The sequence below is a fragment of the Agarivorans sp. JK6 genome (assembly GCF_045277145.1).
Lineage (GTDB): Bacteria > Pseudomonadota > Gammaproteobacteria > Enterobacterales > Celerinatantimonadaceae > Agarivorans > Agarivorans albus.
The window spans coordinates 2,826,039-2,840,802 of sequence record NZ_CP113525.1; the positions used below are offsets into that span (position 1 = coordinate 2,826,039).

The 14,764-nt window shown below is 41.9% G+C and carries 16 protein-coding genes and 1 pseudogene; 5 read left to right on the forward strand and 12 right to left on the reverse strand.

Going from position 1 to position 14,764, the window contains the following annotated elements:
- Window positions 1-39 precede the first annotated feature (39 nt).
- Together OV592_RS13125 and OV592_RS13130 are read right to left on the reverse strand one after the other, a co-directional pair.
- On the reverse strand, window positions 40-1,116 hold the full coding sequence (locus OV592_RS13125) for a GGDEF domain-containing protein (protein WP_406608884.1): 1,077 nt from the start codon (window positions 1,114-1,116) through the stop codon (window positions 40-42).
- A gap of 212 nt (window positions 1,117-1,328) precedes the next feature.
- Window positions 1,329-1,967, reverse strand: coding sequence for a helix-turn-helix domain-containing protein (locus tag OV592_RS13130; protein ID WP_406608885.1), 639 nt, complete (start codon window positions 1,965-1,967; stop codon window positions 1,329-1,331).
- A gap of 450 nt (window positions 1,968-2,417) precedes the next feature.
- Here OV592_RS13130 and OV592_RS13135 point away from each other — a divergent pair, with 450 nt between their 5' ends.
- The 3 genes from OV592_RS13135 to OV592_RS13145 all read left to right on the forward strand — a co-directional run bounded on the left by OV592_RS13135 (window position 2,418) and on the right by OV592_RS13145 (window position 5,315).
- Complete coding sequence (locus tag OV592_RS13135; protein WP_406608886.1) at window positions 2,418-3,218, forward strand: hypothetical protein; 801 nt, start codon at window positions 2,418-2,420, stop codon at window positions 3,216-3,218.
- 77 nt (window positions 3,219-3,295) lie between these two features.
- Entirely contained in the window at window positions 3,296-4,477 is a 1,182-nt protein-coding gene (locus tag OV592_RS13140) for a C45 family autoproteolytic acyltransferase/hydolase (RefSeq protein ID WP_406608887.1), read from the forward strand.
- A gap of 223 nt (window positions 4,478-4,700) precedes the next feature.
- Entirely contained in the window at window positions 4,701-5,315 is a 615-nt protein-coding gene (locus OV592_RS13145; RefSeq protein WP_406608888.1) for a thioredoxin domain-containing protein, read from the forward strand.
- An 18-nt stretch (window positions 5,316-5,333) separates the two neighbouring features.
- On the opposite strand, the gene OV592_RS13150 is transcribed toward OV592_RS13145, so the two are convergent.
- From OV592_RS13150 to OV592_RS13170, 5 genes and pseudogenes are all read right to left on the reverse strand, one after another.
- Entirely contained in the window at window positions 5,334-5,759 is a 426-nt protein-coding gene (locus tag OV592_RS13150; RefSeq protein WP_406608889.1) for a hypothetical protein, read from the reverse strand.
- An 86-nt stretch (window positions 5,760-5,845) separates the two neighbouring features.
- A complete protein-coding gene (locus tag OV592_RS13155) occupies window positions 5,846-6,211 on the reverse strand; it encodes an STAS/SEC14 domain-containing protein (RefSeq protein ID WP_406608890.1) in 366 nt (121 codons plus the stop codon).
- Window positions 6,212-6,327: 116 nt separating this feature from the next.
- Window positions 6,328-6,471 (reverse strand): annotated as a pseudogene (locus tag OV592_RS13160) (cupin); the annotation flags it as partial.
- 18 nt (window positions 6,472-6,489) lie between these two features.
- A complete protein-coding gene (locus tag OV592_RS13165) occupies window positions 6,490-6,642 on the reverse strand; it encodes a hypothetical protein (protein WP_406608891.1) in 153 nt (50 codons plus the stop codon).
- Window positions 6,643-6,673: 31 nt separating this feature from the next.
- Window positions 6,674-7,261: a TetR/AcrR family transcriptional regulator gene (locus tag OV592_RS13170; RefSeq protein ID WP_406608892.1), complete on the reverse strand. Its 588-nt coding sequence runs from the start codon at window positions 7,259-7,261 to the stop codon at window positions 6,674-6,676.
- Window positions 7,262-7,538: 277 nt separating this feature from the next.
- Here OV592_RS13170 and OV592_RS13175 point away from each other — a divergent pair, with 277 nt between their 5' ends.
- Together OV592_RS13175 and OV592_RS13180 are read left to right on the forward strand one after the other, a co-directional pair.
- Window positions 7,539-7,829: a DUF1330 domain-containing protein gene (locus tag OV592_RS13175; protein WP_406608893.1), complete on the forward strand. Its 291-nt coding sequence runs from the start codon at window positions 7,539-7,541 to the stop codon at window positions 7,827-7,829.
- Between the two features lie 155 nt (window positions 7,830-7,984).
- Window positions 7,985-8,755: a DUF4344 domain-containing metallopeptidase gene (locus OV592_RS13180; RefSeq protein WP_406608894.1), complete on the forward strand. Its 771-nt coding sequence runs from the start codon at window positions 7,985-7,987 to the stop codon at window positions 8,753-8,755.
- 74 nt (window positions 8,756-8,829) lie between these two features.
- Here the strand turns inward: OV592_RS13180 and OV592_RS13185 are convergent, their stop codons facing one another.
- The 5 genes from OV592_RS13185 to OV592_RS13205 all read right to left on the reverse strand — a co-directional run bounded on the left by OV592_RS13185 (window position 8,830) and on the right by OV592_RS13205 (window position 14,502).
- Window positions 8,830-9,513: a glutathione S-transferase gene (locus OV592_RS13185; protein WP_406608895.1), complete on the reverse strand. Its 684-nt coding sequence runs from the start codon at window positions 9,511-9,513 to the stop codon at window positions 8,830-8,832.
- Between the two features lie 69 nt (window positions 9,514-9,582).
- Window positions 9,583-10,044 carry a hypothetical protein gene (locus tag OV592_RS13190; protein WP_406608896.1) on the reverse strand — a complete coding sequence of 154 codons (462 nt, stop codon included), beginning with the start codon at window positions 10,042-10,044 and terminating at the stop codon, window positions 9,583-9,585.
- Window positions 10,045-10,119: 75 nt separating this feature from the next.
- Window positions 10,120-10,584, reverse strand: a complete 465-nt coding sequence (locus OV592_RS13195) for a hypothetical protein (protein WP_406608897.1) — start codon at window positions 10,582-10,584, stop codon at window positions 10,120-10,122.
- Between the two features lie 4 nt (window positions 10,585-10,588).
- A complete protein-coding gene (locus OV592_RS13200) occupies window positions 10,589-11,923 on the reverse strand; it encodes a hypothetical protein (protein ID WP_406608898.1) in 1,335 nt (444 codons plus the stop codon).
- A gap of 329 nt (window positions 11,924-12,252) precedes the next feature.
- Window positions 12,253-14,502, reverse strand: a complete 2,250-nt coding sequence (locus OV592_RS13205) for a peptidase U32 family protein (RefSeq protein ID WP_406608899.1) — start codon at window positions 14,500-14,502, stop codon at window positions 12,253-12,255.
- Window positions 14,503-14,764 lie beyond the last annotated feature (262 nt).

Here is a 14,764-nt window from a genome sequence, read left to right on the forward strand (position 1 = left end):
AGCTTGTCTAAAACGACGAGTCAAACAATAAGGATATGCTTAAGCACTATACAACTGAACGCAATTTCGCCCCTGTTCTTTAGCCATATACAAGGCTTTGTCTGCTTGTTGCAGCAGGGTTTTTAATGACTTCACATCGTTACTACTTGCCACTCCAAAGCTAGCGGTGCAGGTAAAATTAGCTTCACCCACGATAGGAATAATGTGTTTAGACACTCGCTCGCGCATTCGCTCGGCTACCTGCTGCGCTTGCTCTAAGTTGGTTTTAGGCATCGCGATAACAAATTCCTCGCCACCAATACGAGCGAATAAGTCTTGCTCGCGACAAATCGAATTAATTTCTTTGCTTATTTCAACTAAGCACAAGTCACCAACCACATGACCATAACGATCATTAATGCTTTTAAAATAATCAAAATCGAGCAAGACCAAGCTCATTGTTTGGTGCAACTTGTTGGCATGCTCGAGCATTTCGTTACCCTCAGCAAAGAAACAATGGCGATTAGCCAAACCGGTTAGCGAATCGGTCGACGCTTGTAAGGTAAGTTGTTTTTCATTGGCTTCAATTTGTCGCGCAAAAATGGTCAGCACAAAAACCACTTCAATCATATTCACCAATACCACCGACTGATAAAGCAAGTGATTGGTGGCAGCATCTAGCTCTATAAGCGGATTTAAATTAAGGGTGTTTTCGCAGTAAAGGAACAAACCTACCGAGGCTGCGCTTAATGCCAGCATCTCTCGTCGCTGATGAAGCTCAAACAGCAAAAATGCGCCAGTAGGCACCAAGAAATAGTACAAGTGAAAACCACTTTGATTGGTCACATACACATTGGTACAAACCAGTAAATGCACCATTAACACCGAGAAAAACCAGGTTTTAGCTCCAGATACATGACCCCGGTGCATAAATGCTAAGGTGGCAAAGTAAGCCACTGTAAAGCCAAGATTAATTGAAGCAACACCGCTATTATCAAGCAGTAGCCAATAGTTGAGTGAGTATAAGCCAGATATAACGGTGGTTATTAAGGCGATGATATTGGTTAGCTTTATGCGGCTAACGGCAGCAAAAGAGTGCCCTTCAGCCCCTAAGTTTATTAGTTTTTTAATTTGCATATTGTTATCTGAGACTTCCCTTTCCAAGTACAGACTAACATACAAACTAGTAACAAATTGTTTCAAATTCGCATTTTCTAACATTAAGCTTTAGTTGCAAACGTCGGCAATAATAGAGCTAAAAGTCAGTAAAATTCATTATTTTTTAATTAACAGCAAGTTAAAGCAAAGGCGAATACATTTGCAGCGTTAAGTGACAAAAATGCTAACGGCTAACGCTGCTGCCAGGTTCCCCAGCTAACTACCCCAATAGTCTTTATATTGCCTTCCTTGGTTTTTATCGCAGGCTCTTTCGACGTATCATCGCCATACCATACGTGCACTTCATCTAGAATTCGGACTAAGGTGAAGAACTCAGGAACACTATCTTGCCCTAGCTGAGCAAGCACAAGGTCGTTGTTCACCCAAGTTCTCGCAGTGTCGATTAATGCCACACAATCCCACACTTTAGAGAGGTTACCCACCACCGGATAAACAACGCCAAAGCAATTTGATAACTCTACAGGTACAGGCATTTGCAAAGAAGTTTCAACGAATTCACCCGCCAAATAATCCAACACGTTACTGCGGGTATACACGTTCACTAAACACGCTCCGCCCTCTACCAACTTTGCCAATGTGTCGGCTGGAGTATTACGATCACCCACCCCATAAGCCAACCAATGCGCTTGAACGCCAAATACCTTGGCCATTCGTTCAAACTCATCTAAACCCGGTGCAGTTTGATTGGCTCCGCTGCTCAAATAGCGGCTGAGAGTGGCTTTGCCACGGCCAATCGCTTCGGCTAAATCGGTCAAATTTAACCCTTGCTCCTTCATTAAGCCTGCAATGCGAACCTTGTAATCATTCATAGGTTATTTCCGATATATCGTTATCAAATATGAAACTGGATAAACAATATTGATAATTCTGACTAATTGCAAAAAATTTTACGAAAAAACAATAAGGCAAGAGCCCGCACCAACACTGGTTTCGATAACAATTAATGACAAACCCAACCCTTAACAAAAAACCACAAACGAAAAAATATATTAATTTTGTTTCATCTTTGATTATTGTATGTATAATTAACCTCGATTTCGGTTATTAAGCATTAAGCAAACCTCAGATAAGGTAAACGATGAGAAAAATTGCCTTTATTGATGGGTGGGGGCATTACCAGGTCAATAAACAAAAGATTTGGCGCCCTTTAAGCCCAGCAGCGCAAAAACAGCTCTGCGAGATATTTAACAACAGAAGTTAATCAAAGGAACTCAATCCAAGGAGGGTTATTAACACTAAAACAATTGGAGTTATTACCAGTGAAAAAAACTATTCTTATTGCAAGTATCACGAGTCTTCTTTCAACTGCGGCACTAGCAGGCCCTTATGTTGAAGCGTACGCAGATAAAATTGATGCTAAAACAGGCGACGTAGTTTACGGAGGCATTGTTGGCTACAGCTTTAATTTTGGCACTTCTATCGAAGCCGAATACGACAGTGATAAAGATCTAGAGCTAACAGCGGCTCACAAGTTCGAAATAAACGACACATTTTATGTTAAGCCTTCTGCAGCCTATGTTTTTACTAATGGTGATAGTGAACACTCTATAACGGGCAATATAGACTCAAGACACTTCTCTAAAGAAAACCCAGGTATATTTAACGTTTATGAAGATGGCTTAAACTCAGATGTTTACAAACTAGGTTTAGAGCTTGGCGCAAAGTTTAACAATGGTGTTTTCACAGCATTGCGTTATCGCTACGAAGGTGACGTAAGTGCTTACAACTTAGGAGTAAAAGGCCACTACAACAATGATGGCCCAACAATGGATATTCAACCTGATGTTCAGTTTAACGAACTATTTTCTGCCAGCAAGGGCGCTATTGGCCGCACTGACTTAACGCTAGGTTGGGCCCATGAATTGGTTGAGTTACGAACCAAAGCCATCAATAAGCGTCAACTTAATAAAGACCACGGTGATCGTAACACCATGGACTACGAACTACAGCTAACTTACAAAGGCTTAGGTTCATTCGCTCCTTACGCCCGAGTAACCAACGTTGAGTTGCACGACTCTCGTGATAATCAGTTCAAGCTGGGGGCCTCTTACCAATTCTAAATAACTAATTCAGGACACTTCCCCAAGGATGGGGCTTTAAGCCTAGAGTTTAAGCTAATTTGTTAAAGGGGAAAACCATGAAAAAGTTTCTTTTAAGCTTGGCTGTTGCACTGCCACTAGTGGCTAATGCAGAGCTAATTCAACACACTGACCAAATTGCCGAAGTAAGATTTACTGGTTCTAGTTACGAGCTTGGATATCACGTAGGTACGGAAGGGAAAGAGCAAATCCTTGATGCCATAGACCGCTTTAACGACACCCTAGGTATTATGCTACCTGGCTTAAATGTTATTTCGCTTGCAAAGAGTTTTGATGGCAATCAGGTGTTTCTTCATTTAAGTAAAACCTCTCCAGATGCAGCCGCTTATATCTCTGGCATGGCCGATGCGTTAAACCAAAGCCCCAACCTTTTACTAGCTGTAGCAATGAGTGATGAGGCTATTCTTGAAAGCCAAAGAAATGGTGGCTTGGGATTTTTGCAAACCGAAGCCACTGGGCACAACCCAGCAGCTCCAAGTAAATGCACCACTTTTGGCTATTCCAACGAAGCAGGTCACGCTTGGGCAGGTGCAAACTTTGATTACATGGGCATAAACTATGAGGGCCTAATTGTTCTCAATCACACTGATTTAAATGGCGATACTCGAGTCATTCAAACCTGGGCTGGCTTAATTCCCTACGGTGGAATATCAAAAGGCGGCCAAGCCATATTAATGAACACTATGGCTGATGAAGGCACCGCCAGAGAACAAGCAGGTCAAGACATTATCCAAGTAGATGCAGTTCCTAGCTTTTACCTATCTTGGGAAGCCTACAATGCGAGCAACGCAGCTGATTTAATATCTAGTTTTCAAGCACACGATAAATACACAGCTTTCTTCTCATACACCGTGGTGGACTCTAAAGCCAAGGTGATGAACATTGAAAACAACTTTGGCGGAGCTATTAACTACCGTTACGCCTCTAAGTTAGCTCACGCAAACCATTCAGTATTTATTGAAAAACCTTTTGTAAACTCCGATTTTGCGGCCCATTCACTAGCTCGCCAAGATTCAGCGGAACGCTTTATTAAGAGCGCAAATGCCAGCACCAGCCAAGCTGCTGTACGTCAACAACTTGAAAGTAAACCTTTGTGGAAGGGGCGCGGAAAGCTAATGGGAACAGTGACCAGCACTTACTTTACGATTAGTCCAAGCGAAACAGTTATGCACATTAAAACAGATAACAATCACCCAGTGGTTTCTATTTCCAACCGCTAGCCAATTACTTGAACTGTAATCCAAATCAGTAAGGTTATTTCACCTTGCTGTTTTTTACTGCTTACGTTGTAGGAAATAGGGCATGAGCATTAAGCAACCACTGTGAGTAAATGGCGAAAAAATTGACAGTAAAAACAGGTAAACCCGCAGTTCCATTCAAATACGGTTCAATCTTCCGCTTGGCTTATTCGCTCAAGCTGGCAGGTAACTTAGGAGAAAATTTATGTACAAACAATTTGGCTCAATCATCATTGGTGCACTATGCATATTGCTGGGTCTAGCGGTTATGGGTAAAGCCATAGCCGGGGAGTTTAGTAAAAACCAACATTACATAACCCTAGACCAACCAGCGAGCCCATCGCCCAGTATCACGTTATTCTACAGCCACTACTGTGCACCTTGCGCAATGGTGCATGACCCCATCACTCAAATGGCCAACAAGCTTAAGATTAAGATGATTGAAGTGCCTTTATCAGTAGGCGGCCCTATGGCTAAGGAGTTTCAATTAGCAGTTGCAGCTACTAAAGACATGGGCGAGTTAGAACGTTTTAATCACGCATTAATTAAGCAAATTCACTTTACTGCCCAAGGTGCACCAAACTCAATTCAAGAGTTGAACACATTGCTTGAGTCATGTGGGATAAACCTAGATGAATATTCAAAAAGTTGCCGCGCAAATCATCAAATACCCGAAAGCTTTGACCAATTAGCTCAGGACTACAATATTAGAGCAACGCCCACCATTGTAGTAAATGGAAACAAACAAATATCTTTGCAATCTTTAAAAAGCTTTGGCCAACTTGAAGCACTAATTACCGAGTTAACGCAAAGCGTTTGAGTTTGCGAATTAACGCACTTATTTGGGCATTTCCACCAACAAATGCCCTTGTTGCGCTTGGCTTAAATCAACTTCAAAACGCTGTGGTGACCAACCATGTGCTTTATCGCGCGCTTCGATATAAACAATGGAACCAACAGCTGGATGTGGCACCTTGCCTAAGCTGCGAGTAAAGGGCTGCTCATTAACATGGGGGTGTAATAATTCGCGCTCTCCCAAAACCGTGCCATTTACATCCACTACTCGCCACATATTGGCATAGTGATCCCAACCTGTATCACTATGCATAAGTGACACATCTACCTTCCAGGTTCGTTGGCCATCTTGAGTAAACTCTGCGGCCACTATTGTGACATCGTTAGCTAAGGCCGAAATGGAGTAAAAGCTAAGAGCTAAGCAACTGGCTAGAAAACTTCGCGAAATGTTAGGTAAGGAAAGTGGCATACCAGTACCCTATTGGCTGCTAGGAATGTATTTACACCCTAGCAGCAAAGCCAACTATTGCGTAGCTTTGTTTTGTAAGAGTTCTATTAGCTGTTTAGCCACTGCTCGGCTTGGTCAGCCTGAGCCATATCAAATGCTTTAATGCTTAAGCCTGGAATAAGCTTGCCTTCAAGCTCGCTAATGGTTTGCACCCATTGCTTGTCGCACAACACTGCGGCGCGTTTAAACTGACGGATCACTTTAAACATCTCGGGAATACGCGCAAACTCTACTGCTAAGGCACTTAAGGTGGGTAATGCAAAGTCTTCGATTCGGTAAAGCATTAACCCCTGCTCTATACCTTGTGCTTTGCTGCTAAGTTCATCTAAGGCTAGTTTCATTTCGTCCGCATCAAGTTTCCCGCCAAATTCAATATCTAAACGGTTGTCAGCCACTTTTGTTACGTTAAACATGTTGGTGCTCCATAAGGTAACTTCAGATAATTTACCTCACTGTATGCCAAACCCAATAAACTGATATTGCGCTAGATCGTGTTTTAAAACGCCTAAATTGCGCATAGGCTCGTTGTTTATTTGTAGAAAATCACCAACCAAATAGTCGCTACATTTTCTGCGGTTTCTGCCACTCGATGCTTTTGATGAGCGGGGATGTTTAAGTAACCGCCCTTCCCCAAAACAACACGCTGGCCATTATCAAACTCTATAACTGCCGAGCCTTCTAAAACACTTACTCATTCATTTTCTTCTTGGTCATACCAACCCTGTTCAGGTGAGGCTTGTCCATAAGAAACAATCCGCTCAACCCTCAATCCATCGGCTTGCAATAAGTCACTAAAATGCTCTTGGCTCTTATCCCTAGGCAACTTAGCAAACAAGTTGTTCATAACTTTACGCCTCTTAATTAAGCCAATTTGATTATTTAGCTAATCCAAGCCCAGTTAACGTTTGCTTAACTATCACCAATAATTCCGCCTCACTGGTAACAACTTTTGACAACACGCTAATCCCCATTAGCAAACTTTGTAGTGCTAGAGCTTTATCTCTGGTTTGCTGATCTTCTAGCTCCCCTTTAGCTACTGCAAGTTGCAGTAGCTGCTCGAAGCGGGCAATGTTGGCGTGCACCATGTTGCTTAGGTTTTCGCCCAACTCTTCGTCTACAGCCACTAACTCAGAGATCGAGTTAATCACCAAACATCCACGCGCTTCGGGATCGCTTGCTCTAAAACGGCATACATCTGCGAAAAATGCGTTAATTAGCCCTAGTACGCTGGTATGTTGTTCTGGCTGGTTTAAAACTTGATCCGGGGTAATGGTGGCGTATAGATCTAGGGTTTCTAAAAACAGCGCTTGGCGGCTACCAAATGCGTTATAAAAACTAGAACGTGTTATACCAAGTTTTTCGGATAAGGCTTTAACCGAACAGGGCTCGTAGCCATGTAACCAAAACTCATTCATGCAATCTTCTATTGCTGCTGAACGATCAAACTTCGCTGCTCTGCCCATGTTCTTCTGATACCGCTCAATATGTTCACATGTGTACAAATTAGCATAATTGTACTTAGCTGCCTAATTCCCTGCTCCACATATGTTGGCCATCTAAGCTTTGATCTTCAGATAAAAATGATTAATTGTGATTTATTCTGTACACCTATGGACAAAAACAGTTTGTGAAACTAAATTGTACACATGTGTACAATGAATATTGTACCTTGTTGGGCGCAGTTAATATGCCCTGTTACATCTTGATTTTATGCAAGCTAACTAAAAGGAAGACCGAGACATGACTGCATTTTTTGTTGCAACAAGCCAAGTAAAAGACCCAGAAAAATTTGCTCAATATGGCCAACAAGCAGCCGCTACACTGGGCGAGTTTGGCGGTGAGCTGGTAATAAAAGGGAAATTTTCTGGCAACCTTAGTGGTGCAAATGAGCATGATGCCGTGGGAGTAATTAAGTTTCCCAGTATGAGCAATTTGCAAAGCTGGTACGACAGCCCTAATTACCAAGCGCTTTTGCCACTTAGGGAACAAGCGGTGTTTATGAACATTAGTACTTACGCAGTACCAGAGTAAGCTTCAGCCTTGCCCAAGCTTTAATTTTAAACCCAGATTTGCTGGCTCATTTCTGGGTTTACTTAACTTCACTTAAGGCATTGCAAGCTAAGGCTAGCAAGCCAAATAACAGCTAAGCTAAAAGCACCAGTCGCTAAATACCTAGAGGCCTGCCATTGAAGCTTATTAAGATACTTGCCATTTTATTGGGGCTTATTGCTAATCCGACATTAGCAAACCAACCCGCAACAAACATTCAAATAATAATGCAACCAGCGGTAAGCCAAGCCGATAAAGAAAGCCGTGCGCTTATAAAACGCAGTAATGTAAACCAACACTTTAGCCAGTTAGTTGCACAGCTGTTCAACTTTAGACGAGCTGTTACCTTAGAATATGGCATTAATGATGGCCCACTGTACTACCCAGACGCTCACGGTATTTACATTCCTTATGCCTTTGTTGCAGAGACCTTAGAGTTTTTCGCCAATAACAATTACCAAAAACGTTATGGCATAAGCGCAGAAGATGCAGCCATAGACACCCTATTGCACACTCTTTTACATGAGTTAGGACACGCTTACATTACCGACCAGCAAATACCAATCCTTGGTAAAGAGGAAGATGCAGCAGACAATTTAGCCACCATTGTATTACTCAACTACGTTGAACTGGGTGACGAAGTAGCAATTAGTGCAGCCGACATGTTTGCGTTTGAATCTGAAGATAAACCCAATTATTACGAGTTAAGTGAATATATAAATGAACACAGTTTTGATTTACAACGCTATTTTTCAACCCTGTGTTTAGTGTATGGATCTAACCCTAAACGCTACCCAAAGTTGCTAAACGAGATTGACACCAGCTACTTGGCAGAGCGCCAAGAGTTTTGCATTCACCAGTACCAGCAAACTAACCAAAGCTGGCACACTTACTTAAAACAACCTTAAGCTTGGTTAATCAGCTTAGTGCTAAGCACCGTTTCTAATTGGCTAAAACCAAAGCTATCGCCAAAAAATGGCAGCTAATTATTTTCACCAAATACAATGTCTTGCTGAGTGTCCAACCATAGAGGATGTTTAAACATCGCTTTAGAAAAAAGGCGACTTTGCAAATGCAGATTTAACCAAGCTTGTAAGTGAGTATACGGGCCGTTTAAGTAAAGCTGTCGGTTAACCTTAGAAAACTGTCGAATAAACGGCAGTAAAGCGTAATCGAGCAGGCTGGCTTTATCGCCCATTAGAAACCTGTGTTTAGTTAAACGTTGCTCCAAGTCTTGCACAAAAGGCTCACACTTTAGCCTGCATGCTTCTAGGTCTTGATGATGGTAGCGTTTTGCGTCTTTATAGCGCTCTAAATCCGGCTTAAATTGCTGATCGTTATGCTCAATAATTTGCAGCATTTCATCTAGCGCATCGCCTCGCGCTGAATACAATAAATCATTAGGGTCGTTACGCCTTAGCGCCCACAGCATAATATCTAGGCTCTCATCAATAACCTGATATTGAGTTGCTTCAGCGTTGGGGGTATCAGCTAAAACCAATACCGGTACTGTTCCTTTTGGCGACAAGGCTAACATTTCTTCAGGCTTGTTTTTCATCACTATTGGCCGCAAACGCACAGCTTGCCCAGCCAGCAAAATAGCCATTCGAGCCCTCATCGCATAAGGACAGTTTTGCAGAGAGTACAATATAGGTAATGTAGACACGCTAGCGGATTAACTCCCTGACTGAATGAAACTTATAAGGTCCCCGTTTTATGGCGTTTAGCGAAATGTTTAAGTAATGCGCTTTAACTTTTCTAAAAGCCCTTCCTCAAGCATATATCGAGGTATATCCCATTCTTGAGGCGGGAGATTTGAAACATGATCTTTCCGTGACCGGTTCCAAAAATTATATCCTGGGAGGTTTTCAGCGCAACAGTGTGCCATTGAACTAACACCAATAGACTCATTATTAATGACTACTTCTTCTGAGGTGCTTGATTTGTCTCCGCCATTACCCCAATAATTGTTTTCAATCGTATTTACAAACCATTGTATGGCGTCTTTAGGGAACTCTAACTGTGATACCTTTCTTTTGCCTGTAAGTTTACTTGTGTATTCTGTCCAGATTATGACGTATTCATCAAGAAGAATAATATTATTAATATCACCTTCAAACATCGGGTAATCAACGCTAAATAATATTTTTGCTTGTTTAGGTAGTTCATCAGTCTTTAGAATAGGAAATACTTTCATTAATAATTACTCATTGATTCCCTGACGGCATGAGACTTATAAAGTCCCTATATTTTAAAGCGTTTAGCAAAATGTTTAAGTAATACTCTTGAGTTTCTCTAAAAGCCCTTCTTTAAGCATATATCGAGGTATTAACCAACTTTGTGGTGGTCTATTTGATACATGATCAACCCTTGACTTGTTCCAAAAGTTATAACCAGATAGATTTTCTGAACAGCAGTGCATCATTGAGCTAATTCCTATACTTTCACCACTAAACATTCTACTTTCCGAATTGGTGCTTTGATCTCCTTTATTTCCCCAATAATTACTCTCTATTGTTCTCGTGAACCAGGCTATTGACTCTAAAGGAAACTCTGATTGAGATATTTTATCTTCTTTGGTGAAAAGACTTTTATATTTTGACCAGTAAACTATGTAATCCTCAAACTGTATAAGTTTGTGCTTTTCATTTTCAAACATAGGGTAATCTAGTTCAAATAACACCCTAGAGCTTAGAGGCAGATCCAGAGGGTCTAATATTGGTATTTTTTTCATCATAAACTTACTTAATTGGAATTAGATTGACTGTTCTCACTATAGGAGAACCACCTGATTTGGAAGTCTGTAGCTCAGTCAGAGGAGGTAAGTCTTTTTCTATACTTAAGGTTTCTACAACACCGTATTGCCCCCCTCCATCAGCGGTGTTAGCAGTTAAACCATTTCCTGTGAACTCGGCGTTAGCTCCTATTTCCGTTCTAACTTCATGCCTAGCTAAAAATTTATCTGCTTCGTTAGGAGGCATACTAGAAGCATACTCATTTATTTGTTTAGGATTGAACTCTTTGCCTCCGACACCCCAAAAACTTGTCATTTTATCTGCATATTCAGCTTGATAGCCCGAATTCATAGTACTTATAAGTACATCTTTATCATGCCCTTCCACATTCTTGGTGACAACATCGCCCATATTCTCCCATGTAGGTACAACAGTATTTCCACCAAACCGATCTAAGTTCTCACCTCGATCGATGATGTGCATAACATAATCTTTTTTGGGGTCATACCATGAACCGTTGCCAAGTACTTTATAGATTAACTCGGGATCTGAATCGGCAGCTTCAATTTGATCAAACGAAGTCGTCCAAGTAGGAGCTAGCCCGCTATCTCTTTGAAAGGCAAGTTTCGCGTCATCAGCGCTATTCTTCGGTTGAATGCTAACTAAGAACCTATCATTGGCCGTTGCTCCAGAATTCGCCATTTTTACTAGCTCATCATCACTGTATTTTGGTTTGTAAGCTGGCTCACCCGCATCCTTACGTTCTTTGATCTCTTCTCGAGACTTCGCCAAACGTTTTTCCGCTTGCGCAAAAGATTTTATCTTTCCATCGCGTGAGGTCTTAGGTTTTGCACTTCTAGTTTCTTCTAATGTCTCTGGTTGAGCACTAGCTGAAACCCTGCCGCCATGCCCTAAAGATTCTTTTGCAGCGACAACACGCGAAATGACTTTTTCCGGCACACTTGCTACTGGAATACCACCTTCTGCATCGGTTGGTGGCAACGGCGCAAAATTTTCACCCTTAAATACACTTACCTCTCCGCTCATAATGCTGCGGCTTAACCAGCTGAGTTTATCTTGGCGAGATTTATTGTGTGCTAAGTAGTCATTAGAAACTTGCTGATAGAGCCTATCAATATCAAATTGCTGGCCCCATGAGACGCTATGGTTTTGTAACAAGGCATCAATGTTGTACTTCTCAATACTATTTTGAACTTGCTCTGCAGGTACGTCATGAGTATTAGCTTGAGCAGGCAAGAAGAAGTAAGACTGGCCAAATGGGTCTACTAGCAGTGTTTGGTTGAACTTAGATTGCTCGATAGGATTAGCGTTTGCTTGCATACTTGCCTCGCTCTACGCCACCTTGATTTGCTGCCTTAAACATGCGGTTCCTTGCCTGTTTTAGTTGCTAGGTATTAACTTTAAAATCAATAAAGTGGCGATGCTATCAGGCTAATGAGGGATGAGTCAATATTGAGAGGGCGTACAGCATACTTAGCGCGTAATTAATCATCAAACAACGCACGTATATGATCGTGACGCTAAGCGAACCAAATGCTTAAAAACCACGGGAGAAGTGCTTTTTAACAAGGTACCCCTCTACCAAGCAACGCAGATCAAATAGTCGTCAAAACACTGCTAGAAAAATACCAGCAGTGCTTGTTAGAGGATTACAAGCCTTGGCTGTATTGGGCGTTCGTTGCCACTGTAACCATATTGCTAAGTTGTTGTTGCGCTTGTTCATCACCTTGCAGAAATGCCTCAAACTGAGTGACCAATACCGTTTTATCTAACTCAGCTTTCGAGCCTGCGCCTATGTTGGTTAGGTCGATAAAAAACTCGTCAAACTGGCCTGCTAGATCATTCACAATATCGAAGTTCAAGAATTGCTCGTGGTTGTAAATGCTTGGGTAACCGCCCTTTTGTTTGTCGACCGCAAATGACACACCTTTCACATTAGTAATAGTGGTAGCCTTAGTACACTTAAGCATGCAGCCATCTTCAATCGCAGGCTTATTACAGCCTACAGTTTGTTGGAAGAAACACTGGCGGCTAGTCATCATCAAAATAGGGTGATAAATGCTGTAGAGCAATTTGAAGTTATCGGGCTTGGTAATATTTCTAATTTGCATGCGATTAATTTCGTTAGAAATAAACGCACCAGCACAATTAAGCTCTTCTTTTAAAGTCACCAAAGCATGCGAATTGGTGGTATTTAAGAATGGTCCGGCTATCCACTCAATGCCCATTTGGTAAGCCTTAAAAGCCACACCGGTATTGTTACTTACAATGCGTGTTGGGCGAACTTCTTCCAGTAAACGCACCGCTTCTAGGTAATCTTTACCAATTAACACTGCTGGGAACCACGGGATTAATCGCGGATTACGCAAGAAAATATCAATGTACTTATTATTGCCAGTTTTAAAGCTCTCTGGCAGCTTAAAATAAACATCTGATTCGGTTAAATCACATAGGTGTAAGTCTTTTTCATCTGCAATAAGCAGCGACATGCTCGGTTTACCTTCTGTACGAGGGTGCTTAGGCAAGGCTGGCACCTCTACCGCTGGCACATGAGGCACAGAATTGTTTAAGGCCAATATGGCTTGGTTTTTCAGCTCACTAATTTGCTTAAGCGGCAAACTTAAGTTGGCTGCTAAATCTGAGCAATCAAACTCAGCGTAATCGTAATCTCGGTTAGCGAAGTTTTTAAAACGCTTCTCAAGCAGGGCTTGGTCTAAAGATTGTTTACCGGCTTGGCTAAGCAACTCTTCAGTCGCCAATTGATACACTTTATCGTTATCAGCAACAGTGAGAATTAAACGCAAGGGTTGATTTAACTCACCAGAAAACTGAACCTTTAAAGGCTGCTTGGCAATGCTCAAGTACTTAACTTTTTCGGCTAGCTCATCACCAATTTCGTTGCGCTCTGCGTGCAGCCCTTTTCTTGCTTCTTTAATTTCTACCACTGATATAGCGTTATATTTTTGCACCGCATGCTGCACGCTGTTATCACGCGGGTTATCGATAAACATATCCTTGGTAAGGTTACCCTTTAAGAAGGAGTTGGTGAAATCTCGGTTAAATACTCGGTATAGGTTTGAATCGTCGGCTAGAATTTTTCCGGTCTCAACAAACTTATCGATATGTTTACGCCAGCTATCCACCACGGTGTAAACATAGTGAGCACCTTTAATACGGCCCTCAATTTTAAGTGAGTCTACTTGTGCATCCACCAGCTCTGGCAAATCAAAATAAGCAGAATTGTCTTTAAGGTTAAGTGGGAAACGATTACCAGCATTGGTGATTTCGTATTCGTCTCTGCACGCTTGGCTACAACGGCCGCGGTTACCTGAGTTACCCACACTTACCGAACTCGAGTAACACTGACCAGAAAAGGCGATACACAACGAGCCATGTACAAACACCTCGGTTAATACATCATGTTTATGCGCTAAAGCCGTTAGTGTTTTTATCTCAGCTAAATTTAGCTCGCGTGACAGGTTAAGCCTAGAAGCGCCAAGCTTTGCCAAAAACTCTACCTGCCCTTCGTTGTGGGTAGTGAGCTGGGTAGAAGCATGAATATCTAAGCTTGGGAAATGCTTCTTAACTAAGTTAAACATGCCCAAGTCTTGCACAATAATCCCATTAAGGCTGGTATTTACCAGTTTGTTAAGCAACTTAACCATGGCAGGAATTTCTTGTTCAAGAATGACCACGTTTAGGGTTAGAAACACCTCACAATCATACTTATGCGCCAAGCGTAAAATACCATTCAAATCATCAAAAGAAAGGTTTGAGGCACGGTTACGGGCATTAAAGGTATCTAAACCACAATACACCGCATTGGCACCAGCAATTACCGCCGCCTTTATGGCTTCTACATCACCACCGGGGGCAAGTAATTCAATCTTTCTACTCATGTTTCAAACTCACTTTACTTGGGCTAACAGCCTAATCTTGAATTGCGCGGGATTTTAACGGCAACAGAACACTATTGCTACAGTTAACTAACCTCATCTAGCAGTACTCGCTCAATTTAGCCAACTTGGCAAGTGGCAGCTAAACAACTGCTAGAAACAGCAACTGCCACTTTGCTGTTTCACCCGACAAATTTGTAATAACAACCTAAACTATAAATAGACCCCACAGCATAGCTGTGGGCGCAAAATAGCAAATGACCGA